This is a genomic window from Pseudomonas sp. VE 267-6A, assembly GCF_024126555.1.
In the GTDB taxonomy this organism is placed as follows: Bacteria; Pseudomonadota; Gammaproteobacteria; order Pseudomonadales; family Pseudomonadaceae; genus Aquipseudomonas; species Aquipseudomonas palmensis.
In genome coordinates this window covers 351,335-375,442 of the sequence record NZ_JAMYBY010000001.1, presented here as the reverse complement: position 1 = coordinate 375,442, position 24,108 = coordinate 351,335, and the positions used below count along the sequence as shown (strand labels likewise).

At 65.7% G+C, this 24,108-nt stretch carries 24 protein-coding genes and 2 pseudogenes; 13 read left to right on the top strand and 13 right to left on the bottom strand.

Features of this window, described 5'->3' with window-relative positions:
- From NJH59_RS01705 to NJH59_RS01695, 3 genes are all read right to left on the bottom strand, one after another.
- The gene (locus NJH59_RS01705; protein ID WP_043863347.1) at window positions 1-1,785 is read right to left on the bottom strand and encodes a monovalent cation:proton antiporter-2 (CPA2) family protein; all 1,785 of its coding nucleotides are present in this window, start codon (window positions 1,783-1,785) and stop codon (window positions 1-3) included.
- Between the two features lie 100 nt (window positions 1,786-1,885).
- Window positions 1,886-3,376, bottom strand: coding sequence for a YifB family Mg chelatase-like AAA ATPase (locus tag NJH59_RS01700; RefSeq protein WP_253086265.1), 1,491 nt, complete (start codon window positions 3,374-3,376; stop codon window positions 1,886-1,888).
- Between the two features lie 313 nt (window positions 3,377-3,689).
- Window positions 3,690-3,953, bottom strand: a complete 264-nt coding sequence (locus NJH59_RS01695) for an accessory factor UbiK family protein (protein ID WP_043863349.1) — start codon at window positions 3,951-3,953, stop codon at window positions 3,690-3,692.
- A 341-nt stretch (window positions 3,954-4,294) separates the two neighbouring features.
- Here NJH59_RS01695 and glnK point away from each other — a divergent pair, with 341 nt between their 5' ends.
- From glnK to sutA, 3 genes are all read left to right on the top strand, one after another.
- Window positions 4,295-4,633: a P-II family nitrogen regulator gene (gene glnK / locus NJH59_RS01690; protein WP_002555808.1), complete on the top strand. Its 339-nt coding sequence runs from the start codon at window positions 4,295-4,297 to the stop codon at window positions 4,631-4,633.
- A gap of 41 nt (window positions 4,634-4,674) precedes the next feature.
- Entirely contained in the window at window positions 4,675-6,000 is a 1,326-nt protein-coding gene (locus tag NJH59_RS01685; protein WP_043863350.1) for an ammonium transporter, read from the top strand.
- A 465-nt stretch (window positions 6,001-6,465) separates the two neighbouring features.
- A complete protein-coding gene (gene sutA, locus NJH59_RS01680; RefSeq protein ID WP_043863351.1) occupies window positions 6,466-6,789 on the top strand; it encodes a transcriptional regulator SutA in 324 nt (107 codons plus the stop codon).
- A gap of 160 nt (window positions 6,790-6,949) precedes the next feature.
- Here the strand turns inward: sutA and NJH59_RS01675 are convergent, their stop codons facing one another.
- From NJH59_RS01675 to NJH59_RS01650, 6 genes and pseudogenes are all read right to left on the bottom strand, one after another.
- Window positions 6,950-7,645: an HAD family hydrolase gene (locus NJH59_RS01675; protein ID WP_043863355.1), complete on the bottom strand. Its 696-nt coding sequence runs from the start codon at window positions 7,643-7,645 to the stop codon at window positions 6,950-6,952.
- Entirely contained in the window at window positions 7,642-8,541 is a 900-nt protein-coding gene (gene xerC / locus NJH59_RS01670) for a tyrosine recombinase XerC (protein ID WP_043863356.1), read from the bottom strand. The genes NJH59_RS01675 and xerC overlap by 4 nt, the downstream gene beginning before the upstream one ends.
- Window positions 8,541-9,278, bottom strand: a complete 738-nt coding sequence (locus NJH59_RS01665; protein ID WP_088514612.1) for a DUF484 family protein — start codon at window positions 9,276-9,278, stop codon at window positions 8,541-8,543. The genes xerC and NJH59_RS01665 overlap by 1 nt, the downstream gene beginning before the upstream one ends.
- A gap of 13 nt (window positions 9,279-9,291) precedes the next feature.
- Window positions 9,292-10,122, bottom strand: coding sequence for a diaminopimelate epimerase (gene dapF, locus NJH59_RS01660; RefSeq protein ID WP_058541735.1), 831 nt, complete (start codon window positions 10,120-10,122; stop codon window positions 9,292-9,294).
- Window positions 10,123-10,126: 4 nt separating this feature from the next.
- Complete coding sequence (gene lysA, locus NJH59_RS01655) at window positions 10,127-11,374, bottom strand: diaminopimelate decarboxylase (protein ID WP_043863359.1); 1,248 nt, start codon at window positions 11,372-11,374, stop codon at window positions 10,127-10,129.
- Window positions 11,375-11,390: 16 nt separating this feature from the next.
- Window positions 11,391-11,522, bottom strand: a pseudogene (locus NJH59_RS01650) (lipoprotein); the annotation flags it as partial.
- Between the two features lie 195 nt (window positions 11,523-11,717).
- On the opposite strand from NJH59_RS01650, the gene cyaY reads away from it, so the two are divergent.
- From cyaY to rnk, 3 genes are all read left to right on the top strand, one after another.
- Entirely contained in the window at window positions 11,718-12,050 is a 333-nt protein-coding gene (gene cyaY, locus NJH59_RS01645; RefSeq protein ID WP_043863361.1) for an iron donor protein CyaY, read from the top strand.
- 1 nt (window position 12,051) lies between these two features.
- Window positions 12,052-12,285, top strand: a complete 234-nt coding sequence (locus tag NJH59_RS01640) for a DUF1289 domain-containing protein (RefSeq protein ID WP_253086264.1) — start codon at window positions 12,052-12,054, stop codon at window positions 12,283-12,285.
- 153 nt (window positions 12,286-12,438) lie between these two features.
- A complete protein-coding gene (rnk, locus tag NJH59_RS01635) occupies window positions 12,439-12,858 on the top strand; it encodes a nucleoside diphosphate kinase regulator (RefSeq protein WP_043863363.1) in 420 nt (139 codons plus the stop codon).
- Here rnk and NJH59_RS01630 read toward each other — a convergent pair whose 3' ends face one another.
- The 3 genes from NJH59_RS01630 to NJH59_RS01620 form a co-directional block, all read right to left on the bottom strand.
- Window positions 12,859-15,708, bottom strand: coding sequence for a class I adenylate cyclase (locus NJH59_RS01630; RefSeq protein ID WP_100634246.1), 2,850 nt, complete (start codon window positions 15,706-15,708; stop codon window positions 12,859-12,861).
- Window positions 15,709-15,905: 197 nt separating this feature from the next.
- Window positions 15,906-16,154 carry a TIGR02647 family protein gene (locus NJH59_RS01625; RefSeq protein ID WP_253086263.1) on the bottom strand — a complete coding sequence of 83 codons (249 nt, stop codon included), beginning with the start codon at window positions 16,152-16,154 and terminating at the stop codon, window positions 15,906-15,908.
- Between the two features lie 88 nt (window positions 16,155-16,242).
- Window positions 16,243-16,527 carry a hypothetical protein gene (locus NJH59_RS01620; RefSeq protein WP_253086262.1) on the bottom strand — a complete coding sequence of 95 codons (285 nt, stop codon included), beginning with the start codon at window positions 16,525-16,527 and terminating at the stop codon, window positions 16,243-16,245.
- Window positions 16,528-16,672: 145 nt separating this feature from the next.
- Between NJH59_RS01620 and NJH59_RS01615 the strand changes: the two genes are divergently transcribed.
- Window positions 16,673-17,335 (top strand): glutathione S-transferase, encoded by a 663-nt coding sequence (locus tag NJH59_RS01615; protein WP_253086261.1) that lies wholly within the window; start codon window positions 16,673-16,675, stop codon window positions 17,333-17,335.
- 42 nt (window positions 17,336-17,377) lie between these two features.
- On the opposite strand, the gene argH is transcribed toward NJH59_RS01615, so the two are convergent.
- Window positions 17,378-18,772 carry an argininosuccinate lyase gene (gene argH, locus NJH59_RS01610; RefSeq protein ID WP_253086260.1) on the bottom strand — a complete coding sequence of 465 codons (1,395 nt, stop codon included), beginning with the start codon at window positions 18,770-18,772 and terminating at the stop codon, window positions 17,378-17,380.
- A 218-nt stretch (window positions 18,773-18,990) separates the two neighbouring features.
- On the opposite strand from argH, the pseudogene NJH59_RS01605 reads away from it, so the two are divergent.
- From NJH59_RS01605 to NJH59_RS01580, 6 genes and pseudogenes are all read left to right on the top strand, one after another.
- Window positions 18,991-19,098, top strand: a pseudogene (locus NJH59_RS01605) (sensor histidine kinase); the annotation flags it as partial.
- Entirely contained in the window at window positions 19,095-19,841 is a 747-nt protein-coding gene (locus NJH59_RS01600) for a LytTR family DNA-binding domain-containing protein (protein ID WP_043863369.1), read from the top strand. The pseudogene NJH59_RS01605 and the gene NJH59_RS01600, both read left to right, overlap by 4 nt.
- Window positions 19,842-19,958: 117 nt before the next feature.
- Window positions 19,959-20,900 carry a hydroxymethylbilane synthase gene (hemC, locus tag NJH59_RS01595; RefSeq protein ID WP_043863370.1) on the top strand — a complete coding sequence of 314 codons (942 nt, stop codon included), beginning with the start codon at window positions 19,959-19,961 and terminating at the stop codon, window positions 20,898-20,900.
- Window positions 20,897-21,664, top strand: a complete 768-nt coding sequence (locus NJH59_RS01590; protein ID WP_253086259.1) for a uroporphyrinogen-III synthase — start codon at window positions 20,897-20,899, stop codon at window positions 21,662-21,664. The genes hemC and NJH59_RS01590 overlap by 4 nt, the downstream gene beginning before the upstream one ends.
- A 46-nt stretch (window positions 21,665-21,710) precedes the next feature.
- Window positions 21,711-22,844 carry a uroporphyrinogen-III C-methyltransferase gene (locus NJH59_RS01585; RefSeq protein ID WP_043863372.1) on the top strand — a complete coding sequence of 378 codons (1,134 nt, stop codon included), beginning with the start codon at window positions 21,711-21,713 and terminating at the stop codon, window positions 22,842-22,844.
- Window positions 22,841-24,079, top strand: coding sequence for a heme biosynthesis HemY N-terminal domain-containing protein (locus NJH59_RS01580; protein ID WP_058541740.1), 1,239 nt, complete (start codon window positions 22,841-22,843; stop codon window positions 24,077-24,079). Before NJH59_RS01585 ends, NJH59_RS01580 begins: the two co-directional genes overlap by 4 nt.
- Window positions 24,080-24,108: the final 29 nt, after the last annotated feature.

Sequence of the window (24,108 nt, the reverse complement as noted above, 5' to 3'; positions counted from 1 at the left end):
TCAGTCTGCATCCGACTCGAACAGCCGCGCCAACTCCGCTCGTGCTTCCTTGGCGTTCTGCATGACCTTGGCGCGGTCATTGCGCACCAGGCCCTGGGTTTCCAGCACCTGCTCGTCATGTTCGGTGAAGCGCTGGATACGGTCTGCTGCCTGCGCTTCGGAAAGCCCCAGCCCCACCAGGGCGCGACGGGTCATTTCCAGGCTTGAGTAGAACGTCTCGCGGATCGGCACCGCGCCCACATCGGTCAGCTTGTGAACATGTTGGCGGTTACGCGCACGGGCGAGCACCTTGAGGTGCGGGTACAGGCGCTTGACCCGTTCAGCCGTGCGAGTCGTTACTTCGGGGTCATCGGTGGTGATCACGAAGTACTCGGCCTCGCCCACCTTGGCGGCATGCAGCACTTCTGCTCGCAGCGGGTCGCCGTAGAATACCGGTGCCTGCTCGAAGGTGCGGGTCAGCTCGATGGCGTCCACCGAGGTGTCCAGGGCAACGAAGGGAATCTTCTGGGCACGCAATATGCGCGAGACGATCTGGCCCATGCGCCCCATGCCGACGATTACCACGCGCGGCGCGTCGGTCTGGATCTGCCGGTACTGCTCGGGCACTTCACGGGGTGCCTGGCGGTGCTTGAGCAGGCGCGTGCAGGCCAGCAGCAACAGAGGCGTGACGGCCATCGACAGGGTGATGGTCATCAGCAGCAGGTCATAGGTGTAGGTGTCGAACAGGCCCTGATCCTTGCCCAGCTTGAATACCACGAAGGCAAATTCGCCGCCTGCCGCCAGTACCACCCCCAGGCGCAACGCATTGCCCGCGTTCAGCCCCCCGATGCGGCCGACCAGCATCAACAGTGGCAACTTGACTGCCACCAGCAACAGGGTCAGGCCCAACAGCAGGCCCGGGCTCTGCAGCAGCATGCCCAGGTTGGCCCCCATGCCCACGCTGATGAAGAACAGCCCGAGCAGCAGGCCCTTGAAGGGCTCGATCTGCGATTCGAGCTCATGGCGGTACTCGGAGTCAGCCAGCAGCAGGCCGGCGAGGAAGGCGCCCAGTGCCATGGAGATGCCGGCTTCTTCCATCAGCCAGGCGGTACCGATCACCACCAGCAGCGCGGTGGCGGTGGAGACTTCCGGCAGCCCGGTACGGGCGACGATGCGAAACACCGGGCGCAGCAGATAGCGGCCGCCGACGATTACCACCGCGATGCTGGCGAACACCTTCAGGCCATGTGCCAGGCTGTCGCCGTGGCTGGTGTCCGGGCCGCTGGCGGCCAACAGGGGCACCAGGGCGATCAGCGGAATGGCCGCGATATCCTGGAACAGCAGCACGGCGAAGGCCAGGCGTCCATGGGGGGCGTTGAGCTGCTTGCTTTCGGCCAGGCTCTGCAGGCCAAGGGCGGTGGACGATAACGCCAGGCCCAGGCCGACGACCACGGCGGCGGGCATCGGCTGGCCGAAGCCGAACAGGGCAATGGCGCCGATCACGGCGCCCGTCAGCAGCACCTGCGCCAGCCCCACGCCGAACACCGATTTGCGCATCAGCCACAGGCGGCGCGGCGAAAGCTCCAGGCCGATGATGAACAGCAACAGCACCACACCCAGCTCGGAAATGTGCGCGACGCTTTCGGTGTCGCGGATCAGCCCCAGGACCTGGGGACCGATGGCGACGCCTGCGAGCAGGTAGCCGATCACGGCGCCCAGTTGCAAACGCTTGGCCAGGGGCACCGCAATGACCGCGGCAAGCAGGAAGATGACGGCTGTTTGCAAAAGGCTGCCTTCGTGTGGCATCGCTCGGCTCCAGGGGGCTGCTACGGCGGCAGCGTTGAACAGTGAGGGCGCATGATGAGGCTGCGCCCGGCATTGCACAAACCGATGGGCGTCAAGGCACCTAAGGCCCGGGGCGGTACTGCAGGGCCTCGGCCAGGTGCACACGCGCAATGTGTGCGGCCTGTTCCAGATCGGCCAGCGTACGTGCCACCTTGAGCAGGCGGTGCGCGGCCCGTAGCGACAAGGTTAGTCGTTCGCACGCGGTTTCCAGCCAGTGCTGATCGTCAGTGGACAGCGCGCAGTGCTGGCGCAGGCCGGGCAGCTCGAGAAAGGCGTTGGCACAGCCCTGGCGCTGTTGTTGTCGTTCGCGTGCGGCAGCCACCTGCCCTGCGATGTGGGCACTGGCGGGGCCGTTGTCGGTGCAGTGCGAGAGCGCCGTGGCTTCACGGGCGACGGTCAGGTGCAGGTCGATGCGATCAAGCAACGGGCCGGAGAGCTTGTTGCGGTAGCGCTGGATCTGGTCGCTGCTGCATCGACAGCGACCGGTGGGGTCGCCATGGTAGCCGCAGGGGCAGGGGTTCATCGCCGCCACCAATTGGAAGCGGGCCGGGAAGCGGATCTTGTCCTTGGCCCGGGCGATCACGATTTCGCCCGATTCCAGTGGCTCGCGGAGCACTTCCAGCACGCGCCGCTCGAACTCCGGCAACTCATCCAGAAACAGCACGCCATGGTGGGCCAGGGTGATCTCGCCGGGTTGCGGGCGGCTGCCACCGCCGACCAGTGCGGCCCCCGACGCCGAGTGATGCGGGTGGCGAAAAGGACGCTGCGGCCAGCTGTTGAGCGGCAGCGGGCTGGCGACCGACTGGATGGCCGCCACCTCCAGCGCTTCGCGCTCGTTCAGCGGTGGCAGCAGACCGGGCAGGCGGCTGGCGAGCAGGGTCTTGCCGGTGCCGGGTGGCCCGCTGAACAGCAGGTTGTGGGCCCCGGCCGCCGCGACCAGCAGGGCACGCTTGGCGGCGAGCTGGCCCTGTACCTCGTTGAGGTCGGGGTAGGGCTGGCTGTGCAGGACCAGGCCGTTGGCCTTGTAGGGTTCGAGGGGCTGCTGGCCGTTGAGGTGCGCGACCAGTTCCAGCAGGTGGTCTACGGCGTACACCACCAGGCCCGAAGCCAGGCAGGCCTCCTCGGCATTCTCCCGTGGCACCACCAGCGCGCGCCCGGCTTCGCGGGCGGCAAGGGCGGCAGGCAGCACGCCCTGCACGCAGCGCACCGCCCCCGACAGCGCCAGCTCGCCCAGGCATTCCACTGCGTGCAGCGAGGCGATCGGCATCTGCCCGTTGGCGGCCAGGATGCCCAGGGCTATGGCCAGGTCGAAGCGTCCGCCATCCTTGGGCAGGTCGGCGGGGGCGAGGTTGAGGGTGATGCGCCGCGCGGGGAAATCCAGGCCGGAGTTGAGGATGGCGCTGCGCACACGGTCCTTGCTTTCCTTTACCGTGGCTTCGGGCAGGCCGACCAGGGTCAGGTTGGGCAGGCCGTTGGCCAGATGCGCTTCGATGGTGACCGCAGGGGCCAGCACGCCCACCTGGGCGCGGCTGTGGACAAGGGCGAGGGACATGCACACTCCATGATCGGGACAATGCCGCGTCCTGCGGCTGGGGCAAGGATAGTGGTGCGCGCGCAGGGTGCGCGGGGGAGAGTGAGTCGAGGTTTTGCAGCGGTTGACGGGGCCAGGGGCGCTGGTCAAGATCACGGCGCCCCGGTGCAGCCTTCGGGCCGCGACGGCGTGCGTGCCAATGGCTTCTATCGCCGCTTGGGGGTGGGAGGTGGTGGCGCAGTTGGAGGAGGGGGATGTGCGGTATGAGAAGGTGAGGCAGGCCCCTGCATGACCCTGCAGGCGCCGGCCCCGCCGACGAAGGCTGCGCTGCGCTCTACTCGGCAGCCGCCGGGTTCAGCCGCGCTTCCATCTCTTCGACCTTGGCCTCCAGCGCCTCCAGGCGTGCGCGGGTGCGGGCCAGCACTACCATCTGGCTGTCGAACTCCTCACGGCTGACCAGTTCCAGCTTGCTGAAACCACTTTGCAGCAGCGCCTTGAACTGGCTTTCCAGTTCGCTGCGCGGCTGCGCGGTGTCACCGCTGAACAGGCGCGAGGCCTGGTCGCTCAGGGCATCGAGAAAGGCTTTGGGCGCGAGCATGTTGGTCCGTCCGGTAAATGCAAAGAGGCGGCCAGTGTAACACGCACCCCACGCCCGCTCGCCCCGCACGCTTTTCGCGCATTCCCCCGATCGGTAGCGCACCGTTTTTGTGCGTGTTTGCCCTGCTGGCGACTGGCCAATTCCAAGCAAGGCACGCAAGCCCTTGTAATTGGTGGCTTTGGCAGACATGGCAAGGTTTCTGCTTAGAGCCAAGTGACTCATGCACTGGTGTCGGGCCTTGGGATTGAGGCCGACGAAGCGTTACAAAGCCAGGCACTGCGCTTAGACTTGAGACGGGTTTGTTTTCCTGGGGCAAGTCCACCAATTCGGGAGAGAGTTTCATGAAGCTAGTCACTGCCATCATCAAGCCATTCAAGTTGGACGACGTGCGCGAGTCGCTGTCCGAAATCGGCGTGCAGGGCATTACCGTCACGGAAGTCAAAGGCTTCGGACGGCAGAAAGGCCACACCGAGCTGTATCGCGGTGCTGAATACGTAGTCGATTTCCTGCCCAAGGTGAAGATCGATGTTGCCATCGACGACAAGGACCTGGACCGGGTCATCGAGGCGATCACCAAGGCGGCCAACACCGGCAAGATCGGTGACGGCAAGATTTTCGTGGTCAATCTGGAACAGGCCATCCGCATCCGTACCGGTGAAACCGATACCGACGCGATCTAAGTAACGCCGCCCCAAACCCCAACGCCCCAGGAGATAACAATATGACTCTGCGTCAGTTCGCAGGGCTAGGAGCCCTTTTGTCCCTCGTAATGCCTGGCATGGCCATGGCAGAGGAGGCAGCCGCCCCCGTGCTCAACTCCGGCGACACCGCCTGGATGTTGACCGCCACCGCGCTGGTGCTGTTCATGACCATCCCGGGCCTGGCGTTGTTCTACGGCGGCATGGTGCGTTCCAAGAACGTGCTTTCGGTGATGATGCAGTGTTTCGCCATCACCGGCCTGATCAGCATTCTGTGGATGGTCTACGGCTACAGCCTGGCGTTCGATACCACGGGTATGGAAGAGGGCGTGGTCAACTTCAATTCCTTCGTCGGCGGGTTCTCCAAGGCCTTCCTGGCCGGCGTCACCCCCGCAAGCCTGACCTCGTTGTTCCCCGAGGCGGTGTTCATCACCTTCCAGATGACCTTCGCCATCATCACTCCGGCCCTGATCGTCGGTGCCTTTGCCGAGCGCATGAAGTTCTCGGCCATGCTGATCTTCATGGCCGTGTGGTTCACCCTGGTCTACGCACCGATCGCGCACATGGTCTGGTCCGGTGCCGGCGGCCTGATGTGGGACTGGGGCGTACTGGACTTTGCCGGTGGCACCGTGGTGCATATCAATGCGGGTATCGCGGGCCTGGTGGCGTGCCTGGTGCTGGGCAAGCGCAAGGGTTTCCCGACCACCCCGATGGCCCCGCACAACCTGGGCTACACCCTGATGGGCGCGGCCATGCTGTGGATCGGCTGGTTCGGCTTCAACGCCGGCTCCGCAGCCGCTGCCAACGGCACCGCCGGCATGGCCATGCTGGTGACCCAGATCGCCACGGCCGCCGCTGCGCTGGGCTGGATGTTCGCCGAGTGGATCACCCACGGCAAACCCAGCGCCCTGGGCATCGCCTCCGGTGTGGTGGCAGGCCTGGTGGCGATCACCCCGGCTGCGGGCACCGTAGGCCCGATGGGCGCACTGGTGATCGGCCTGGTATCGGGTGTGGTGTGCTTCTTCTGCGCCACCAGCCTCAAGCGCAAGATGGGCTATGACGACTCCCTGGACGCCTTCGGCGTGCATGGCATCGGCGGCATCGTCGGCGCGATTCTCACCGGCGTGTTCGCGGCCCCTGCACTGGGCGGCTTCGGTACCGTCGAAGATATCGGCGCACAGGTCTGGGTGCAGGCCAAGGGCGTGGGCTTCACGGTGATCTACACCGCTATCGTCACCTACGTGATTCTGAAGGTGCTGGACCTGGTGATGGGCCTGCGGGTCAACGAAGAGGAAGAAGCGGTCGGCCTCGACCTCGCGCAGCACAACGAGCGTGGCTACAACCTGTAACATGCTCGAAAAAACATGCCCGGCTTGCCGGGCATTTTTTTGCCTGGATTTTGTCCATCCAAGGGCACGCAAACGGTTTCCACGGGGGCATTTGCAGGCGCTTGACGCTGTAATGGCCATCAAGCATAAAACTTACAGCGAACAAGGATATTTAGGCACTTTGCTTTTTCACACATCACGCTAGAATGCGCGCCGTAGGGTGCGGATGACCTGTCCGCGCACTTCGATACCCTTTGCTAGGCTTGGCATTGAACAGGCCGCTCACGGCGGGGTCAGCTGGTGAAGCAATGCCGGCAGCTCTTTCTTTTTGTCGGGCCCTGCACGGGCCCGCACGGTGCTCGCCAGGTGGTAGGGCGGGCGCCGCTGGCCGCGGGCTACCCGTGGCCCTGGATTTTTCCGGCAGTGGCCGCACCTGGCGCTGTTGGTCTATAACTTATCTGCTTTTCGCAAGTCATGAGGTAGAACATGAGCGACGATGATCTGGAAAACGACGACCTCGAAGTGGGCGACGAAGACGATACCGATGAAGGCCTGGAAGCGGCTGCCGACGACGTTGCCGATGACAGCGGTGACGACAGCCCCGCACCGGTAGCCAAGGGCAAGTCCAAGGCTGCGGTCTCGGTCGACGAAATGCCCAGCATGGAAGCCAAGCAGAAGGAGCGCGACGCGCTCGCCAAGGCGATGGAAGAGTTCCTGTCGCGTGGCGGCAAGGTGCAGGAAGTGGAGGCCAACGTGGTCGCCGATCCGCCCAAGAAGCCAGACAACAAGTACGGTAGCCGTCCTATCTGAGGGGTGCCGTCGAACAGAAGAGCCCGCCGTCGCTGCGGGCTTTTTTGTGGGTGGCGTTATCGGTTGCCGCTGCTGACGCTATGGCGGGGCAGGCCCGCTCCTACAACGGTCACCGCAACCCTTGTGGGAGCGGGCTTGACCCGCGATGGGGCCAGCGGGGCTAACGCCAACTGAGCAACAGCTCAGGCAACTGCGACAGGCGCTGGATCTCGGCATCCGGCTGCCCCTCGGCTGTCCACGCCTTGCCCTGCGGGTTGAACCATATCGCGCGCAGGCCGGCCTGCTGGGCCCCGGCGATGTCGTCGCCCGGGTGGTCGCCGATATGCACGGCATTGCCGGCCTCGGCCTGGCCCTGGCGCAATGCTTCGAGAAACGGTTGCGGGTCGGGCTTGCCGATGCCCAGGTCCTCGGCGCACAGGGCGAACCTGAAATAGTCGGCCAGCCCCAGGCGCCTCACGTCGGCATTGCCATTGGTGACCACGCCCAGGGTGTAGCGATGGCGCAGCACCTCCAGCACTGGCTGCACCTCGGGGAAGATATCCACCTGGTGGCGCGCATGCAGGAACACTTCAAAGCCCTCGTTGGCCAGGGCGTGGGCCCTGGCTTCGCTGTAGCCGACGTCGCTCATGGCATGGAACAGCACCTTGCGCCGCAAGGCGCTGATGCGATGCCGCAGGCCCGGCTCGGCCTGCACCAGGCGCTCGCGAATGGCATACAGGTGCTCCACCGGCACCGCGCCCAGGTCGGGTGCATTCGCCGCCAGCCAGTCGCGCAGCACGGCCTCGGCACTGACAATGACCGGGGCGGTGTCCCACAGGGTGTCGTCCAGGTCGAAGGTGATCAGCTGAATGCTCATGAGTCACTGTCCTTGCTGCGTTTGGCCCTTGGGTGGGCGCTGTCATAGACGCTCGCCAGGTGCTGGAAGTCCAGGTGAGTGTAGATCTGCGTGGTGGCGATGTCGGCATGCCCGAGCATTTCCTGCACCGCACGCAGGTCCTGGGACGATTCGAGCAGGTGGCTGGCGAAGGAGTGGCGCAGCATGTGCGGGTGCAGGTTCTGCCCCAGCTCGCGGCTGCCCGCCGCCTGGACCCGCAGCTGGATCGCCCGCGGGCCCAGGCGCCGGCCTTGCTGGCTGACGAACACCGCGTTGTCCTGCGGGGCGCTGATGCCGCGCAGCGCCAGCCACTTTTCCAATGCCTCTCTGGCTTTGCGGCCTACCGGCAGCACGCGGGTCTTGCTGCCCTTGCCATGCACCTGCACCAGGCCGGCTGGCAGGTCGAGTTGATCGAGATCAAGGTTGGTCAGCTCCGACAGGCGCAGGCCCGAGGAGTAGAACAGCTCGAGCATGGCCTGGTCGCGGCGGGCGAGAAAGTCGTCGTCCACAGCGCCTTCGAGCAATTGCAGCGCGCGGTCGGTATCGAGGGTCTTGGGCAGCCGGCGCTCGCCCTTGGGCGCGGCCAGGCCGTTGGCCGGGTCGTGGTCGCACAGGCCTTCGCGGTTCAGGTAGCGGTACAGGCCGCGCACCGCCGAAAGCATGCGCGCCAGGCTGCGCGACGACTGCCCGGCATGGTGCTGGCGCGCCACGAACTGGCGCAGGTGCTGGATCTGCAGGGCGCTCCAGCTGGCGATGCCGGTTTTCCCGCAGTAGGCCAGCACGTTGGCCAGGTCACGCCGGTAGGCCAGCTGGGTATGCTCCGACACCTGGCGCTCGTTGCGCAGGTGCGCGATGAACGCGTCCAGCTGGCGCTCCATCAGCGTACCGGGCGCAGGGTCTGGGTAAAGCGCGGTAGCACGCGGCCGAGCACTTCGGCGATGTAGCTCAGGAACAGGGTGCCGACGCTGCTCTTGTAGTGCTGCGGGTCGTGGCTGGCGATGGCGAGCACGCCATGCAGGCCTTGATAGTCGAGCGCGGCGACGGCACTGGAGCCGACTTCGGGGCGCTGGGCCTCGCCGAACAGGAAGTCCAGCTCGTGGTCGCGCAGGGTGCCGCTGACCGTCTTGCCCGCGCACAGCAGGCCGCCGATGGCCTGTTGCGCTTCGGTCGGGTTGACCCAGCGGCCCACGGGGGCCACGGTATCGCCGAACAGGATCAGGCTCACGAACGGCACCTTGAACTCCTGGCGCAGGCTGTCCTCGACGGCCATCACCACGGCCTCGAGGCTGTCGGCGTCGAGCAGGTCGAGGATCAGCCGGCGGGTCTTCTCGAACAGCCGGTCGTTGTCGCGGGCCACGTCCATCAGGTGCGAGAGGCGGTGGCGCATCTCGATGTTGCGGTCGCGCAGCAGCTTGAGCTGGCGCTCCACCAGCGACACGCTGTCGCCGCGCTGGTGAGGGACCTGCAGCTCCAGCAGCAGGTCGTCATGCTCGGCGAAGAACGCCGGGTTGGCGCGCAGGTAAGCCACCACGTCCTGGGCCCCGACGCTGGGCGTCGAGCCCTGGGCGTCGGAGGCTTCGGGCTCTGCGGTGGGCGTGTGGGGCTGGTCGGTCATGGCTGGTACTCACTCATAGGCGAACCTGTCCTTCATACACGCGTACGGCAGGGCCTGTCATCACTACAGGCCGGCCCGGGCCGCCCCACTCGATGGACAGGCGCCCTCCGGGCAGGTCGATCAGCAGCGGCGAATCCATCCAGCCCTGGCTGATGGCAGCCACCGCCGCGGCGCAGGCACCGGTGCCGCAGGCCTGGGTTTCCCCGGCGCCGCGCTCCCACACGCGCAACTGGGCGCGGTGGCGGTCGATGACCTGGAGGAAGCCGACGTTGACCCGCTGCGGGAAGCGCGGGTGGTTCTCGATCTGCGGGCCGAGGTCGTGCACCGGGGCGCTGTTGATGTCGTCGACGCGCAGCACCGCATGGGGGTTGCCCATCGACACGGCAGCCAGGTTGACCGTGCGACCGGCCACTTCCAGCGGGTAGCTCAGGGCCTGGGCAGGGGCGTCGAAGGGGATCTCGGACGGCACCAGGCGCGGTGGGCCCATGTCGACGCTGATCTGCCCGTCGCCGCGCACATCGAGTTCGATGATGCCGCTCTTGGTCTCGACGCGGATGCGCTTTTTCGCCGTTAGGCGCTTGTCCAGCACGAAGCGCGCGAAGCAGCGCGCACCGTTGCCGCACTGCTCGACTTCGGACCCGTCGGCGTTGAAGATCCGGTAGCGAAAGTCCACGTCCGGATTGCTCGGCGCCTCGACGATCAGCAGTTGGTCGAAACCGATGCCGGTGTGCCGGTCACCCCATTGCTTGGCGTGCTTGGGCAGGATGTGCGCGTGCTGGCTGACCAGGTCGAGGACCATGAAGTCGTTGCCCAGGCCGTGCATCTTGGTAAAACGCAGCAGCATGGGGTCACTCCGGCAGCAGGCTTTCGCCGGCAAACAGCTCGGCCACGGTTTCGCGACGGCGCACTTCGAAGGCCTGATCGGCATCCACCAGTACTTCGGCGCAGCGACCACGGGTGTTGTAGTTCGAACTCATGACGAAACCGTAGGCACCGGCCGAATGCACGGCCAGCAGGTCGCCTTCGGCCAGGTTCAGCGCACGGTCCTTGGCCAGGAAGTCGCCGGTCTCGCAGATCGGGCCGACCACGTCATAGCTGCGCGGCTCGCCATCACGCGGCTGCACGGCGGTCACGTCCATCCAGGCCTGGTACAGCGCCGGGCGGATCAGGTCGTTCATCGCCGCGTCGACGATGGCGAAGTCCTTGTGCTCGGTGTGCTTGAGGTACTCGACGCGGGTCAGCAGCACGCCGGCATTGGCCACGATGTAGCGGCCCGGTTCGAATACCAGCGCCAGGTCGCGGTCGCCCACGCGCTCGCGGATGGCCTTGATGTAGTCGCCGGCCAGTGGCGGCTCTTCGTCGCGATAGCGCACGCCCACGCCGCCGCCCAGGTCCAGGTGGCGCAGGTAGATGCCGCACTCGCCGAGGCGGTCGATCAGCGCCAGCAGGCGGTCTAGGGCATCGAGGAAGGGCTCCAGCGTCGTCAGCTGCGAACCGATGTGGCAGTCGACGCCGACGATTTCCAGGTTCGGCAGCTGCGCGGCGCGCACGTAGACTTCTTCGGCATCGGCAATGGCGATACCGAACTTGTTCTCTTTGAGGCCGGTGGAAATGTACGGGTGGGTGCCGGCATCGACATCCGGGTTGACCCGCAGCGAGATCGGCGCGCGTACGCCCATTTCGGCGGCAACCACCTGCAGGCGCTCCAGCTCGTCGGTGGACTCGACGTTGAAGCAGTGCACGCCCACTTCGAGGGCGCGGCGCATGTCGTCGCGGGTCTTGCCCACGCCGGAGAACACCACACGGTCGGCGCGCCCGCCGGCGGCCAGCACACGCTCCAGTTCACCGCCCGAGACGATGTCGAAGCCTGCGCCCAGGCGTGCCAGCACGTTCAGCACGCCGAGGTTGGAGTTGGCTTTTACGGCGAAGCACACCAGGTGCGAAACACCCTGCAATGCATCGGCGTAGCTACGGTACTGGGCTTCGATGTGCGCCCGCGAGTACACGTAGGTAGGCGTGCCGAAGCGTTCGGCAATCGCCGACAGCGCCACGCCTTCCGCGAACAGCTCGCCGTCGCGGTAGTTGAAAGCGTCCATGGGGATCCCTTAATCAGTGCTGGTGCGATTGCGACTTTTTGCCGTCTTTGCCGTCTTCAGGCAGGTACAGTGGGCCTTTCTGACCGCAAGCGGAGACGAGGCAGGCAATCGCGACTAGCGCCGCGAGGGAGGAAATCAGGCGCTTCATGGCGAAATCCTTTGAATTTAAGCAGTATTGCGCCCGAGTATACCGAGCGCCCGGCGCCTTGCCTATGTAGCCGCTGCGCCGTCGGACAGGCGCCCGTGCAGGGTGTCGGCTGCGGGCGTTAACCTTTGCATTCGTGGCGCGGCGCTCGTATCTTGCCCGGCTTGCGTGTGTGCAGACATTTTCGAGGTTCTTGCAATGAGTTTGAGCGAAGCGCGTTTTCACGACCTGGTCGACGCGACCCAACAGGCCCTGGAAGACCTGTTCGATGAAACCGACCTGGACCTGGACATGGAGAACTCGGCGGGCGTTCTTACCATCAAGTTCGACAACGGCAGCCAGTTGATCTTCAGCCGCCAGGAGCCGCTGCGCCAGCTGTGGCTGGCCGACAAGTCGGGTGGTTTCCATTTCGACTATGACGAAGCCAGCGGCAAATGGACCTGTGAGAAGACCGAGGAACTGCTCGGCGAGATGCTCGAGCGCATCGTCTGGGAGCGGGTCGGCGAAAAGCTCGACTTCGACGAGATCTGAGATGAGCACTGCTGCCAAACCGGCCAAACCGGCCAAACCGGCCAAGCCGCTGTACAGCAATGTCAGCCCGGCGGTGCCGTCGCCCTGCATCAGCCTCTGCCGGCTGGACGAGGCCAAGGTGTGCCTGGGCTGCTTTCGCCATGTCGAGGACATTCGCCAGTGGCGCAGCGCCGACGACCAGCGCCGCCGCGAGATCTGCGCCCAGGCACAGGCACGACGCCAGGCGGCCGGCTAGGCTGCGACGGCGAGCCTCTTGTGTATTTATTGTGCTGTGGTAGTGTCGAGGTTGATCGGCCTGGCCGAAAAACATGCAAACCCCGCCCTTGGGCGGGGTTTTGCTTTATAACGCCCAGCACTTTTACCCATGAACAAGGAGTCTGACTGGATCATGAGCACCAAGCCTTCCCTTATCCTCACCCGATTGGACGTACAGCGTCTCGAGCGTCTGATCGATGGCCTCGATGAAAAGACGCAGGACTCGCCGGGTGTGCTCGCCCTGCAGGACGAGCTGGACCGCGCCGAGCAGGTAGTGAGCCACGAGGAGGTTCCGGCCGGTGTCGTGACCATGAACTCGCGCGTGCATTGCCGCGATGAAGTCAGCGGCAAGGACTACCACCTGACCCTGGTGTACCCGAAGGACGCCGGCGCCGAAGGCACGGTCTCGATCCTGGCGCCGATGGGCAGCGCATTGCTCGGCCTGTCGGTGGGCGAGCAGATCGACTGGCCGGTGCCCGGCGGCAAGACCCTCAAGCTCAAGCTGCTCGAAGTCGAGTACCAGCCCGAAGCCGCAGGCGACTTCGACCTCTGATCAGGCCGCTTCCAGCGCCTGGTTCAGCACCCGCTCCAGTTCCTGCTTGTAGCGCAGGTACAGGATGCTCGAGCCCTGGCCTTCGGCAAGCAGGTCGGACAGGTCCAGGTCGGTGATGTAGCAGCGGTAGCGCTGGGCGTCACGGCGCTGGCCGACGATCTCGCGGGCGACCACCGCATACAGCTGGTCGCCATACTCGAGCTCCGAAAACTCCTTCTGGTTGCAGTACAACGTCACCTGCAGGGCGTCTTCGACGCCTGCCTGGATGATCGCCTGCACTTCGTAGGCGGTGCTGCCCAGCGTGGTGGGCGGTGCCTGGCGCGGCTCCAGCTGGCGTGCCCGGCCGATACCGGGGGGCGACAGCTGATAGTAGAGGATGTCCAGCGCGCCCTGTGCCGGCAGCTCTTCCAGCGGCAGCCGTGCGTTGTGCCGGAACACCACCGATTGCAGAAAGCGCTGCAGCGGCAGCAACAGGCTGCTGTCGTCGTGGTAGGGCAGGCGTTGCTGCCACAGCGCATTGAATTCATCCAGCACGTAGACGTCGGCCCAGTTCTCCTGCACCCGGTAGAACACCTGCAGGCACTGCGGCTGGCCCTGGGGCAGCACCAGCGCCAGGTCGTGGTCTTCCAGCACGTTGGCGTCCAGGTGCAGCGGGGTGTACTCGGCACGTTCCTCGCCCAGGTATGCCAACAGTGCATCCTGACTGTCCAGGCTGACCAGGTTGACCGCCCCGTGGTGCAATTCCAGTACATGGGTGTGATGCTGCACCTGTATCAGGTAGCGATGCCCCAGGCCTTCGGCAAGCAGCGCCTGAGCGGTGGCGAACACCTCTTCGACCCGCTGGGCGATGGCCTGGGCGCGGTTGTGGCAGAAGCAGCGCACGTTCAGCGTAGGCAGGTGGCCCTTGCTGCCCAGGCTGTTGAGGTAGTCGCGCAGGTTGCGCATCAGGGCGTGCTCGCCGTCATACCGCTGCACCAGCACCTCGTTCCAGCTGTTGAGGGTCACCTGGTCCAGGGTCAGCACCAGGTTCTCGCGCACCCCGGCGTAGCTCAGCGAGTCGGTGCGCTCGGTGGTCATCAGGATGTTGAGGTCGCGGTGATGCTGCAGCGGGTCGATGCCGACGTTGACCAGCAGCAGGATCTCGTCCGCCACGCTCGGTTGCAGCAGGCGCGCCTCGCTGACTTCCTTGAACGGCAGGGCCACGCTCTGCTGCAGGCTGCCCAGCAGGTTGAACAGCTCGTACTCGCTCAGGTCGCTGCTGCCGGGGTTGAGCGCCAGGCGCGTGGTGCTGTCGATCACCCCGTTGCGGTGCGCCCAGGCCAGCAGTTCGAGCAGTTCGCGGCAGCGCTTGAACGGCACGAACTGCTCCCACTCATGGGCGTTCAGGTTGCCGCTGTACAGGCTCCAGTGGGTTTGCCCAGGCTCCTGGCGATTGGGTGCCTGGACCAGGGTCAGGGTGTCTTCGGCCAGGTCTGGGGCGATGCCCGGGTTGATGAACTCGACCTTGCCGGCGCGCCGCTCGAAGGCGGCGTAGAGGCGTCGGCCCAGCACGTTGAGGTCGCGCTGGTCGAGGCGCGTGGCAGCTTGCGGGTTGCGTGCGAACTGGCCGAGAAAACGGTAGCTGTGGTTGAGTTCGGCCACCAGGATGCGCCGTTCGGCTTCCACCTGGCGCACCTTCCACTGGCTGCGGCTGTCCAGCAGCATCAGCTGGCGCTCGTCCCAGCCCCACTCGCGGGTCAGGCGCTCGAGCAGATCGCGCTGCCAGCCGCCGCTGCGCTGGCGCGCCAGCAGGCTGATCTTCTTGTTCACCTTCAGGTACAGGCTGCGTCGCACCAGCTCCAGGCGCTGGGCCTCGCCGCGGTGCTGCAGGTACTGCTCGATACGCCGGTACACCATCATGTACGGGTCCAGCTCGTCGAGGTCGAGGCGGTTGGCGAACACCGCCTGCTTGAACTGCAGGCTCAGGCACTGCACGTGCGGATGTTCGCTGGCATACACCTCGGTCAGCAGCAGCTTGAGCAGCGACTTGTAGGGTGACTCGATGCCCTTGAACAGCTGCCACAACCCGGCGCCCACGAACTCGCCGGGCGGGATGTGGGCCAGGTGGCCGAGGTCCAGGTTCTCGTCGGCGCGGATGAAGCGCTTGGACAGCAGGGTCTGGGTGTAATGCGCGTAGCTGCCTTCCTCGTAGACCGGCACCAGCCACCACAGCGGCGTGCGCCCGGCCAGCCACAGCGCGGTGCGGTAGAACTCGTCCAGCAGCAGGTAGTGCTGGGTGGTGCCGCAGTCGTCGGAACTCAGTGCGGTATTGCGCTCGCCGGTGACGAAGCGCTCCGGCTCGATCAGGAACAGGTGCAGTTCGGCGCCCTGGGACGCGGCCCAGACCTCCAGCAACACGCACTTTCTGCGCAGCTCGCTCAGCTCGGCCTCGCTGAGCCCGGGGGCGTGGCACAGCCACACGTCCATGTCGCTTTCATCGGCCTGGGCCAGGGTGCCCAGGCTGCCCATCAGGTACAGCCCCAGCAGCGGGCGCGGTGGCTGGCCGTGGCGCTTGCGGTAGGTGAACGAGCGGGTCAGGCGCTGGGCCTCGGCCAGCGCCTCGTCGTCGGGCTCGTAGCACGAGATGCCCGCCGGAGTGGTGCCAGATACGTAGCCGGGCAGCAGCGGGTGATTGACGTGGAAGAACAGCGCCAGCAGGTTGAGCACCTGCTGCTGGCGGCTCGACAACCCTTCCATGGCGCGTGCCAGTCGACCCTGGTTGATGGCCAGGAAGCGCTTGCGCAACTGGCTGAGCACCTTGCGATCGATGCCTTCGTCGAGGTCGGGTCGAATTTCGTGGGGGTGGTTCATTGCAGGGCTCTAACTGGCCATCACGGGAGCAATGGCGAGTTTAGCCGCTACGGGGCGAGGGGCTGAAATCTATTTGATTTCTGGCGCCATTTTGTCAGCGCCTGACGTATTGACCGGGTGTGGCCTTCGCCGGCAAGGCCGGCTCCTGTACCGATCTGCAGGAGCCGGCCTTGCCGGCGAAGGCTTCAGCGAAGCTCTCAAGCCGGCTCGGCGACCGTGTTCAGGATGATCAGCAACTGCTGTACGTTCTGCGCCGCATCGCGGCCCAGCGGGGTCAGGTAGCCGCCGTTTTCCTGGGTGATCAGTTCCTTGAAGAACAGGCGCTTGGCGGCGGCAATCGCCTGGGGTGCTGCGGTGGCATGGACTTTCAGTCCTTCCTGCGTGCTGTCCAGGTTGAACAGCGCGAGTATTTCCAGTTCGGCAATCAGCTCGGGGGTAAACGACATAGATACTCCGGACTTTCCTGAAGTGGAGGGCAGCACCCTTGCAGGGGTACATGAAGTTGCAGTGTAGCCACGCCAGCCGGTAATTGCTTCAGTCCTTTTCGGGTGGCAACTCAGGCAGCGCACGCAGGGCGGTTTCGTACCACTGCGTATCGAACGCTCGGTCGTCCTCGAGCATGGCGTCGATCTCGCAGGCCAGCACGTGGGCCATCAGGTTGAGGATGTCCTCGCGCTCGTAGCCCACCAGCGTCAGCTTGTTGAACGTGGCCTTGGCCGCTGGCGGGTTGTCGCTCTCGATCTGGTTCTCGATGGCCTGGATCAGGGTCGATTCGGCGAACGCTTCTTCGTCATTGTCGATATCGGTGGGCTCGCTCATGGGCGCTCTCCTCGGAATGGGCATCCAGTTTGCCATGCAGTGCACGCCAATGCCTGGCTATCGAGCAACTGCATGATGCTGGTCAGTGCCTGCGGTAGCGTCTATAAAGGCCAGGCCAACCCCTTTCGGCCTGGAGGCATGTTTCATGCTCAAGCTTCACGGTTTTGCAGTCAGCAACTACTACAACATGGTCAAACTGGCGCTGCTGGAAAAGGGCGTGCCCTTCGAAGAGGTGCTGTTTTTCGGCGGCCCCGGCCCCGCATCACTGAAGATCAGCCCCTGCGGCAAGGTGCCGGTGCTGGAGACCGAGCACGGCTTTCTCAGTGAGACCAACCTGATCCTTGACTATATCGAGCAGACCCAGCCCGGCAAGGCGCTGCTGCCCCAGGGCGTGTTCGCCCAGGCCAAGGTGCGCGAACTGGCCAAGGAGATCGAGCTGTACATCGAGCTGCCGGCCCGAGCCTGCTACCCCGAGGCATTCTTCGGTGCCCAGGTGGACCCGGCCATCAAGCAAAAGGCCAAGGCCGAGCTGCTGGCGGGTCTTGCCGCCCTCAAGCGCAACGGTGCCTTCGCTCCCTATGTGGCGGGCGAGCAGATGACCCTGGCGGACATCCTGTTCTGCTACAGCGTCGACCTGGCGTATGCGGTGGGCAAGAAGGTGTTCGACATGGATGTGCTGGCGGACTTCCCGCAGGCCAAGGCCCTGCTCGAACACTTCAAGCAGAACCCCAACGTGCAGAGAAACGCCGCAGACAAGGAAGCCCAGATGCCGGCCTTCCTCGAAATGGTGCGTACCGGCAAGCGCTGACTTCAGCGCAGCCAGGCCCGCCAGGCGGGCCTGGCGAATGCCTCAGCGGCTGGCCAGCAGTGCCTGGCCGCGGGCCACGGCTGCACGTACCTGGGCCGGTGCGGTGCCGCCGATGTGGTTGCGCACGTTCACCGAGCCTTCCAGGGTCAGCACGGCAAACACGTCCTGCTCGATCTGGTCGCTGAACTGGCGCAGTTCGTCCAGGCTCATCTCGGCCAGGTCCTTGCCGGTGTCCACGCCGTACTTCACCGCGTGGCCGACGATCTCGTGGCAATCACGGAACGGCAGGCCGCGGCGTACCAGGTAATCAGCCAGGTCGGTGGCGGTGGAGAACCCGCGCAGCGCGGCTTCGCGCATGATCGCGTGCTTTGGCTTGATCGCCGGGATCATGTCGGCAAATGCCCGCAGCGAATCGCGCAGGGTATCGGCGGCATCGAACAGCGGTTCCTTGTCTTCCTGGTTGTCCTTGTTGTAGGCCAGCGGCTGGCCCTTCATCAGGGTCAGCAGGCCAGTCAGGGCGCCGAACACGCGGCCGGTCTTGCCGCGTACCAGCTCGGGGACGTCGGGGTTCTTTTTCTGCGGCATGATCGAGCTGCCGGTGCAGAAGCGGTCCGGCAGGTCGATGAACTGGAACTGCGCGCTGGTCCACAGCACCAGCTCTTCGGAAAAGCGCGACAGGTGCATCATCGCGATGCTGGCCGCCGCGCAGAATTCGATGGCGAAGTCACGGTCGGACACGCCGTCCAGCGAGTTGCCGCCCACCGCTTCGAAGCCCAGCAGCGAGCAGGTCAGTTCACGGTCGATCGGGTAGGTGGTACCGGCCAGTGCGGCGCTGCCCAACGGCATGCGGTTGGTGCGCTTGCGGCAGTCCACCAGGCGCTCGTAGTCGCGGCTGAGCATTTCGAACCAGGCCAGCAGATGATGCCCGAAGGTCACCGGCTGGGCGGTCTGCAGGTGGGTGAAGCCCGGCATGATGGTGTCGGCTTCGCGCTCGGCCTGCTCCAGCAGGCCTTTTTGCAGGCGGGTGATCTCGGCCAGGATCAGGTCGATCTCGTCGCGCAGCCACAGGCGGATGTCGGTGGCCACCTGGTCGTTGCGGCTGCGCCCGGTGTGCAGCTTCTTGCCGGTGATGCCGATGCGGTCGGTCAGGCGTGCCTCGATGTTCATGTGCACGTCTTCGAGGTCGATGCGCCAGTCGAAGTTGCCGGCCTCGATTTCGCCCTGGATGGTGGTCAGGCCGTCGATGATGCTGTCGCGCTCGGCATCGGTGAGCACGCCGACCTTGGCCAGCATGGTGGCGTGGGCGATCGAACCCATGATGTCGTGGCGGTACAGGCGCTGGTCGAAGGTGACGGAGGCGGTGAAGCGGGCGACGAAGGCGTCGACCGGCTCGCTGAAACGGCCGCCCCAGGACTGGTTGGTCTTGTCGGTGCTCATGGATTCACTCGTGTAAGGCGTGAACGGAAAAAGTGGCGCAGATGATAGCAGGGTTGCCGGGGCTCACGGGGCTCGGCGGTCGGCGCAACTGCGGGTTTGTGTCGCAGCCGGGGGCCACGACAGGGGCGATGCAAAAGGATATTTATCGATTGAACGGCAGCGTGCCTGCAACCGTCTACAGTTGGACAGAGGATTGGCAGGTTTCGCCCTCCCAGTGAATCTTTAGCCCTCGTGCGAGTCTGAGCGTGGATCGCCGTGACGGTCGTCACTTCACCTGTCTACGCTATCCTTGTGCGAGACTCACGCAGGAATCCAGCGCTATATGAATGTCCTGATCGTTGATGACGAACCCCAAGCCCGGGAACGCCTGAGCCGAATGCTCGGCGAGCTGGAGGGCTATACCGTGCTGGAGCCCAGCGCCACCAATGGCGAAGAGGCCCTGGCATTGATCGACAGCCTCAAGCCCGAGGTGGTCCTGCTCGACATCCGCATGCCCGGCATGGACGGGCTGCAGGTGGCGGCCCGGTTGTGCGAGCGCGAAGCGCCACCGGCCGTGGTGTTCTGTACGGGGGATGACGAATTCACCGTGCAGGCGTTCAAGGACAGCACCCTGGGCCATCTGCTCAAGCCGGTTCAGGCCGATGCCCTGCGCGACGCGCTGCGCAAGGCCGAGCGCCCGAACCGCGTGCAGCTGGCGGCGCTGACCCGCCCCGGCGCCGAAAGCGGCAACGGGCCGCGCAGCCACATCAGCGCCAGGACCCGCAAGGGCATCGAGCTGATTCCCATCGACCAGGTGATCTACTTCATCGCCGATCACAAGTACGTGACCTTGCGTCATGAGGGCGGCGAGGTGCTGCTGGACGAACCGCTCAAGGCTCTGGAAGACGAGTTCGGCGAGCGCTTCGTGCGTATCCACCGTAACGCGCTGGTGGCCCGCGACCGTATCGAACGCCTGCAGCGCACGCCGCTGGGGCATTTCCAGCTTTTTCTCAAGGGCCTCAATGGCGATGCCCTGATTGTCAGCCGCCGCCATGTGGCCGGCGTACGCAAGATGATGCAGCAGCTTTAGGGCGGGGCGGGAGCACTGCTTGACCAGGGACGGTCGACCCCTCCACTGACATAGATCTGCTAGCAGCCCGGATTGAGCTGTTATCATCCCGCGCATCTATCTCGTACGGATCGATCCATGTCCACTCGTGAAATCCGCATTGCCACGCGCAAAAGTGCCCTTGCCCTGTGGCAGGCCGACTATGTAAAAGCCCGCCTCGAACAGGCACACCCCGGCCTGGTGGTGACCCTGGTGCCGATGGTCAGCCGCGGCGACAAGCTGCTCGACTCGCCGCTGTCGAAGATCGGCGGCAAGGGCCTGTTCGTCAAGGAGCTGGAAACCGCGTTGCTGGAGCAGGAAGCCGACATCGCCGTGCACTCGATGAAAGACGTGCCGATGGACTTCCCCGAAGGCCTGGGCCTGTTCTGCATCTGCGAACGCGAAGACCCGCGCGATGCCTTTGTCTCCAACACCTATGCCAGCCTCGATGCACTGCCGGCAGGCGCCATTGTCGGCACCTCCAGCCTGCGTCGCCAGGCGCAGTTGCTGACCCGCCGCCCCGACCTCGAGATCCGCTTCCTGCGCGGCAACGTCAACACCCGCCTGGCCAAGCTCGATGCCGGCGAGTACGACGCGATCATCCTGGCGGCTGCCGGTTTGATCCGCCTCGGTTTCGAAGACCGCATCACCGCCAGCATCAGCGTCGACGACAGCCTGCCAGCCGGTGGCCAGGGCGCGGTAGGCATCGAGTGCCGCACCACCGACGCCGAAATCCATGCCTTGCTCGCGCCGCTGCACCACGCCGATACGGCTGACCGCGTGGTGGCCGAACGAGCCATGAACAAGCACCTCAACGGCGGCTGCCAGGTACCGATCGCCTGTTACGCCGTGCTCGAGGGCGAGCAGCTGTGGTTGCGCGGCCTGGTGGGCGAACCGGCCGGCGGCCTGTTGCTCAGCGCCGAGGCACGTGCACCGCGCGCAGACGCGGATGCACTGGGTGTACGCGTCGCCGAAGACCTGCTGAACCAGGGCGCCGAAGACATTCTCAAGGCGGTATATGGCGAGGCCGGTCACCCGTGAACGGCTGGCGCCTGCTGCTGACCCGGCCGGCCGACGACTGCGCGGCACTGGCCGCGACCCTGGCCCAGGCCGGGGTGTTCGGCAGCAGCCTGCCGCTGCTCGAGATCGAAGCGCTGCCGGTGACCGATGCGCAGCGCAGCACCGTGCTCGGCCTGGCCGACTATGCTGCGGTCATCGTGGTCAGCAAGCCGGCAGCCCGGCTCGGCCTGGCCCTGCTCGACCAGTACTGGCCCCGCACGCCGGCCCTGCCGTGGTTCACGGTGGGGGCGGCTACCGCCGCGATCCTGCAGGCCCATGGCTGCGAAGTGCACTTCCCGCCACAGGGGGATGACAGCGAAGCCCTGCTGCAACTGACCCGGCTGCAGGAAGTTTTCGCACAGCCCCAGCCGCGCTTTCTGATCATGCGTGGCGAAGACGGTCGCGAGCTGTTGGCCGAGCGATTGACCGCGCAGGGTGCTAGTGTCGATTATCTGCCCCTGTACCGCCGCTGCCTGCCCGAGTACCCGGTCGGCACGCTGATGCGACGCATCGATGCGGAACGCCTGAACGGCGTGGTGGTCAGCAGTGGGCAGGGTCTTGAACACCTGCGCCAGCTGGCTGGCAGCGACTGGTCGCGACTGGCCGCGTGGCCGCTGTTCGTGCCGAGCCCGCGTGTTGCCGAGCAGGCCCGCGCCGCTGGCGCACAGAATGTAGTGGATTGCCGTGGTGCCAGTGCCACGGCTTTGCTGGCGGCGTTGCAGGAAACCCCTGCGCCCGCCTCCTAAGGCGCTAAGCTGTCTGGCGAGGTGCCCCAATGCAAAGGATGGATACGTGAGCGAAACTGCCTTGCCCAACGATGATCTGCAGCCGGCGCCAGAAGCGCCCGCGCAAACGCCCGCCGCCCCTGCCAAGCGGGCCGGCACCGGTCTGGCACTGTTCGCCCTGCTGCTGGGTGCGGCAGGTGTCGCAATCGGTGGCTGGGGTGTCTGGCAGGTGCGCCACCTGCAGGGCGCCAACCAGCTCCAGAGCGAACAATTGCAGGCCTTGAATGCCCAGGCCCAGGCCTTGCAGCAGGGCGAGCAGCGACTGTCGTCACGCCTGGCCGACCTGCCACCGGCCGCCGAGCTCGAAGAGCGCCGGCGCCTGGTGGCGCAATTGCAGGGCGACCAGCAACGTCTGAGCCAGCGCCTGGAGACCGTGCTCGGTGCCAGCCGCAAGGACTGGCGCCTGGCCGAGGCCGAGCACCTGCTGCGCCTGGCCAGCCTGCGCCTGTCGGCATTGCAGGACATCACCAGCGCTCGGGCGCTGGTCGAAGGCGCCGACCAGATCCTGCGCGAGCAGAGCGACCCGGCCTCGTTCGCTGCCCGCGAACAGCTGGCACGCAGCCTGGCCACCCTGAACAGCGTCAAGCAACCGGACCGCACCGGGCTGTTCCTCAAGCTGGCCGCGCTGCGCGAGCAGGTAGTGCAGCTCACCGCCATGGCCCCCGAATTCGAAGAAGGCGGCGAACCGCTGTTCGGCCTGGCTGCCGACGGCGACGGTGCCAGCCGCTGGTCACAGTGGTGGGCGCAGCTGTCGCGCTACTTCCGTATCGATTTCAATGCCGACAAGAACGTCAAGCCGTTGCTGGCCGGCCAGGCCCTGAACCAGGTGCGCCTGGCCCTGAGCCTGACCCTGGAGCAGGCGCAGTGGGCCGCGCTCAACGGCGAGCCGAAGGTCTATGCCCAGGCGCTGGATGAAGCGCGCAGCGTGCTGCTGGCCAACTTCAACCACGACAACGAGCAGAGCCAGTCGATGCTCGAACAGCTCAACGCGGTGGCGAACGAGCCGGTGTCGGTAGTGACGCCGGACCTGGCCGACAGCCTCGGTGCGGTCCAGGCCTACCTCGAGCGTCGCCACCTGCCCGCCGAAGAATCGATCACGCGCCAGCCGGCGGCACAAGGTCATGAGGAGGGCACCCCATGAAACGTGCCTACCTGTGGGTGGTGGTGGCGATCGTCGCCGCGACCCTGCTGGGTATCGCCGTGGCCCGGCATAGCGGATACGTGCTGATCGCCTACGACAGCTTCCGCTACGAGTCGAGCCTGTGGGCGACCCTGGCCCTGCTGCTGGCCGTGGTGCTCGTGGTGCTGATGGTGCGCTTCGTGCTGGGCCTGGTGTTCACCTCGGGCGGGGTGGTCAACCCATGGTCGCGGCGCAACCGCAGCCGGCGTACACGCCTGGCCATCGAGCAGGGGCAACTGGACCTGGCCGAGGGCCGCTGGGCCAGTGCCCAGCGCCATCTGCATCGCGCTGCCGAGGCCGAACGCCAGCCGCTGCTCTATTACCTCGGGGCGGCCCGCGCTGCCAACGAGCTGGGGCGCACCGAGGACAGCGACAACCTGCTGGAACGTGCCCTGGAGCGCCAGCCGCAAGCCGAGCTGGCCATCGCCCTGACCCACGCGCAGTTGCAGGTCGACCGCGGCGACACCGAGGCAGCGTTGGTGACCCTGCAGGCGATGCACGAGCGCCACCCGCACAACGTGCAGGTGCTGCGCCAGTTGCAGCGTCTGTACCAGCAGCGTGGCGACTGGAGCGCGGTGATCCGCCTGCTGCCGGAGCTGCGCAAGGACAAGGTGTTGTCTGCCGCGGAACTGGCCGAGCTGGAGCGGCGGGCCTGGGGCGAAAACCTGAGCCTGGCCGCACGCCGCGAGCAGGACGACCAGACCGCACAGCAGTCCCTTGAACGTGCCTGGCAGCAACTGACCTCGGCACAACGCCAGGAGCCGCAACTGGTGCTGGCGTATGCCGAGCAACTGCGCCAGCTGGGCGCCGAAAGCGACGCCGAGAAGGTCCTGCGTACGGCCCTGCAGCGCGAATACGAAAGCCACCTGGCCCGGCTGTACGGGCTGGTGCGAGGCGGCGACCCGGCGCGTCAGTTGCAGACGGCCGAGGGCTGGCTCAAGCAGCACCCGGACGATCCCAGCCTGTTGCTGACCCTGGGTCGTCTGAGCCTGCAGAATCGTCTGTGGGGCAAGGCGCGCGACTACTTCGAAGACAGCCTGCGCCGGCAGCGCAACCCTGAGGCCTGCGCCGAGCTGGCCCGTCTGCTGGCCGGCCTGGGCGACACCGAGCGCAGCAACCAGCTGTTTCAGGAGGGCCTGGGCCTGTTGGATGAGCGCCTGCTGGCCTTGCCTCTGCCTGAAGCCGTCCGGGCCTGACGTCGTACGGGTTTAGCCCCAGGTTAAAC

What these genes read in the sequence shown, in the direction of transcription:
- NJH59_RS01705 (WP_043863347.1), bottom strand. Translation starts at nt 1,785, where the DNA reads ATGCCACACGAAGGCAGCCTTTTGCAAACAGCCGTCATCTTCCTGCTT.
- NJH59_RS01700 (WP_253086265.1), bottom strand. Translation starts at nt 3,376, where the DNA reads ATGTCCCTCGCCCTTGTCCACAGCCGCGCCCAGGTGGGCGTGCTGGCC.
- NJH59_RS01695 (WP_043863349.1), bottom strand. Translation starts at nt 3,953, where the DNA reads ATGCTCGCGCCCAAAGCCTTTCTCGATGCCCTGAGCGACCAGGCCTCG.
- glnK (WP_002555808.1), top strand. Translation starts at nt 4,295, where the DNA reads ATGAAGCTAGTCACTGCCATCATCAAGCCATTCAAGTTGGACGACGTG.
- NJH59_RS01685 (WP_043863350.1), top strand. Translation starts at nt 4,675, where the DNA reads ATGACTCTGCGTCAGTTCGCAGGGCTAGGAGCCCTTTTGTCCCTCGTA.
- sutA (WP_043863351.1), top strand. Translation starts at nt 6,466, where the DNA reads ATGAGCGACGATGATCTGGAAAACGACGACCTCGAAGTGGGCGACGAA.
- NJH59_RS01675 (WP_043863355.1), bottom strand. Translation starts at nt 7,645, where the DNA reads ATGAGCATTCAGCTGATCACCTTCGACCTGGACGACACCCTGTGGGAC.
- xerC (WP_043863356.1), bottom strand. Translation starts at nt 8,541, where the DNA reads ATGGAGCGCCAGCTGGACGCGTTCATCGCGCACCTGCGCAACGAGCGC.
- NJH59_RS01665 (WP_088514612.1), bottom strand. Translation starts at nt 9,278, where the DNA reads ATGACCGACCAGCCCCACACGCCCACCGCAGAGCCCGAAGCCTCCGAC.
- dapF (WP_058541735.1), bottom strand. Translation starts at nt 10,122, where the DNA reads ATGCTGCTGCGTTTTACCAAGATGCACGGCCTGGGCAACGACTTCATG.
- lysA (WP_043863359.1), bottom strand. Translation starts at nt 11,374, where the DNA reads ATGGACGCTTTCAACTACCGCGACGGCGAGCTGTTCGCGGAAGGCGTG.
- cyaY (WP_043863361.1), top strand. Translation starts at nt 11,718, where the DNA reads ATGAGTTTGAGCGAAGCGCGTTTTCACGACCTGGTCGACGCGACCCAA.
- NJH59_RS01640 (WP_253086264.1), top strand. Translation starts at nt 12,052, where the DNA reads ATGAGCACTGCTGCCAAACCGGCCAAACCGGCCAAACCGGCCAAGCCG.
- rnk (WP_043863363.1), top strand. Translation starts at nt 12,439, where the DNA reads ATGAGCACCAAGCCTTCCCTTATCCTCACCCGATTGGACGTACAGCGT.
- NJH59_RS01630 (WP_100634246.1), bottom strand. Translation starts at nt 15,708, where the DNA reads ATGAACCACCCCCACGAAATTCGACCCGACCTCGACGAAGGCATCGAT.
- NJH59_RS01625 (WP_253086263.1), bottom strand. Translation starts at nt 16,154, where the DNA reads ATGTCGTTTACCCCCGAGCTGATTGCCGAACTGGAAATACTCGCGCTG.
- NJH59_RS01620 (WP_253086262.1), bottom strand. Translation starts at nt 16,527, where the DNA reads ATGAGCGAGCCCACCGATATCGACAATGACGAAGAAGCGTTCGCCGAA.
- NJH59_RS01615 (WP_253086261.1), top strand. Translation starts at nt 16,673, where the DNA reads ATGCTCAAGCTTCACGGTTTTGCAGTCAGCAACTACTACAACATGGTC.
- argH (WP_253086260.1), bottom strand. Translation starts at nt 18,772, where the DNA reads ATGAGCACCGACAAGACCAACCAGTCCTGGGGCGGCCGTTTCAGCGAG.
- NJH59_RS01600 (WP_043863369.1), top strand. Translation starts at nt 19,095, where the DNA reads ATGAATGTCCTGATCGTTGATGACGAACCCCAAGCCCGGGAACGCCTG.
- hemC (WP_043863370.1), top strand. Translation starts at nt 19,959, where the DNA reads ATGTCCACTCGTGAAATCCGCATTGCCACGCGCAAAAGTGCCCTTGCC.
- NJH59_RS01580 (WP_058541740.1), top strand. Translation starts at nt 22,841, where the DNA reads ATGAAACGTGCCTACCTGTGGGTGGTGGTGGCGATCGTCGCCGCGACC.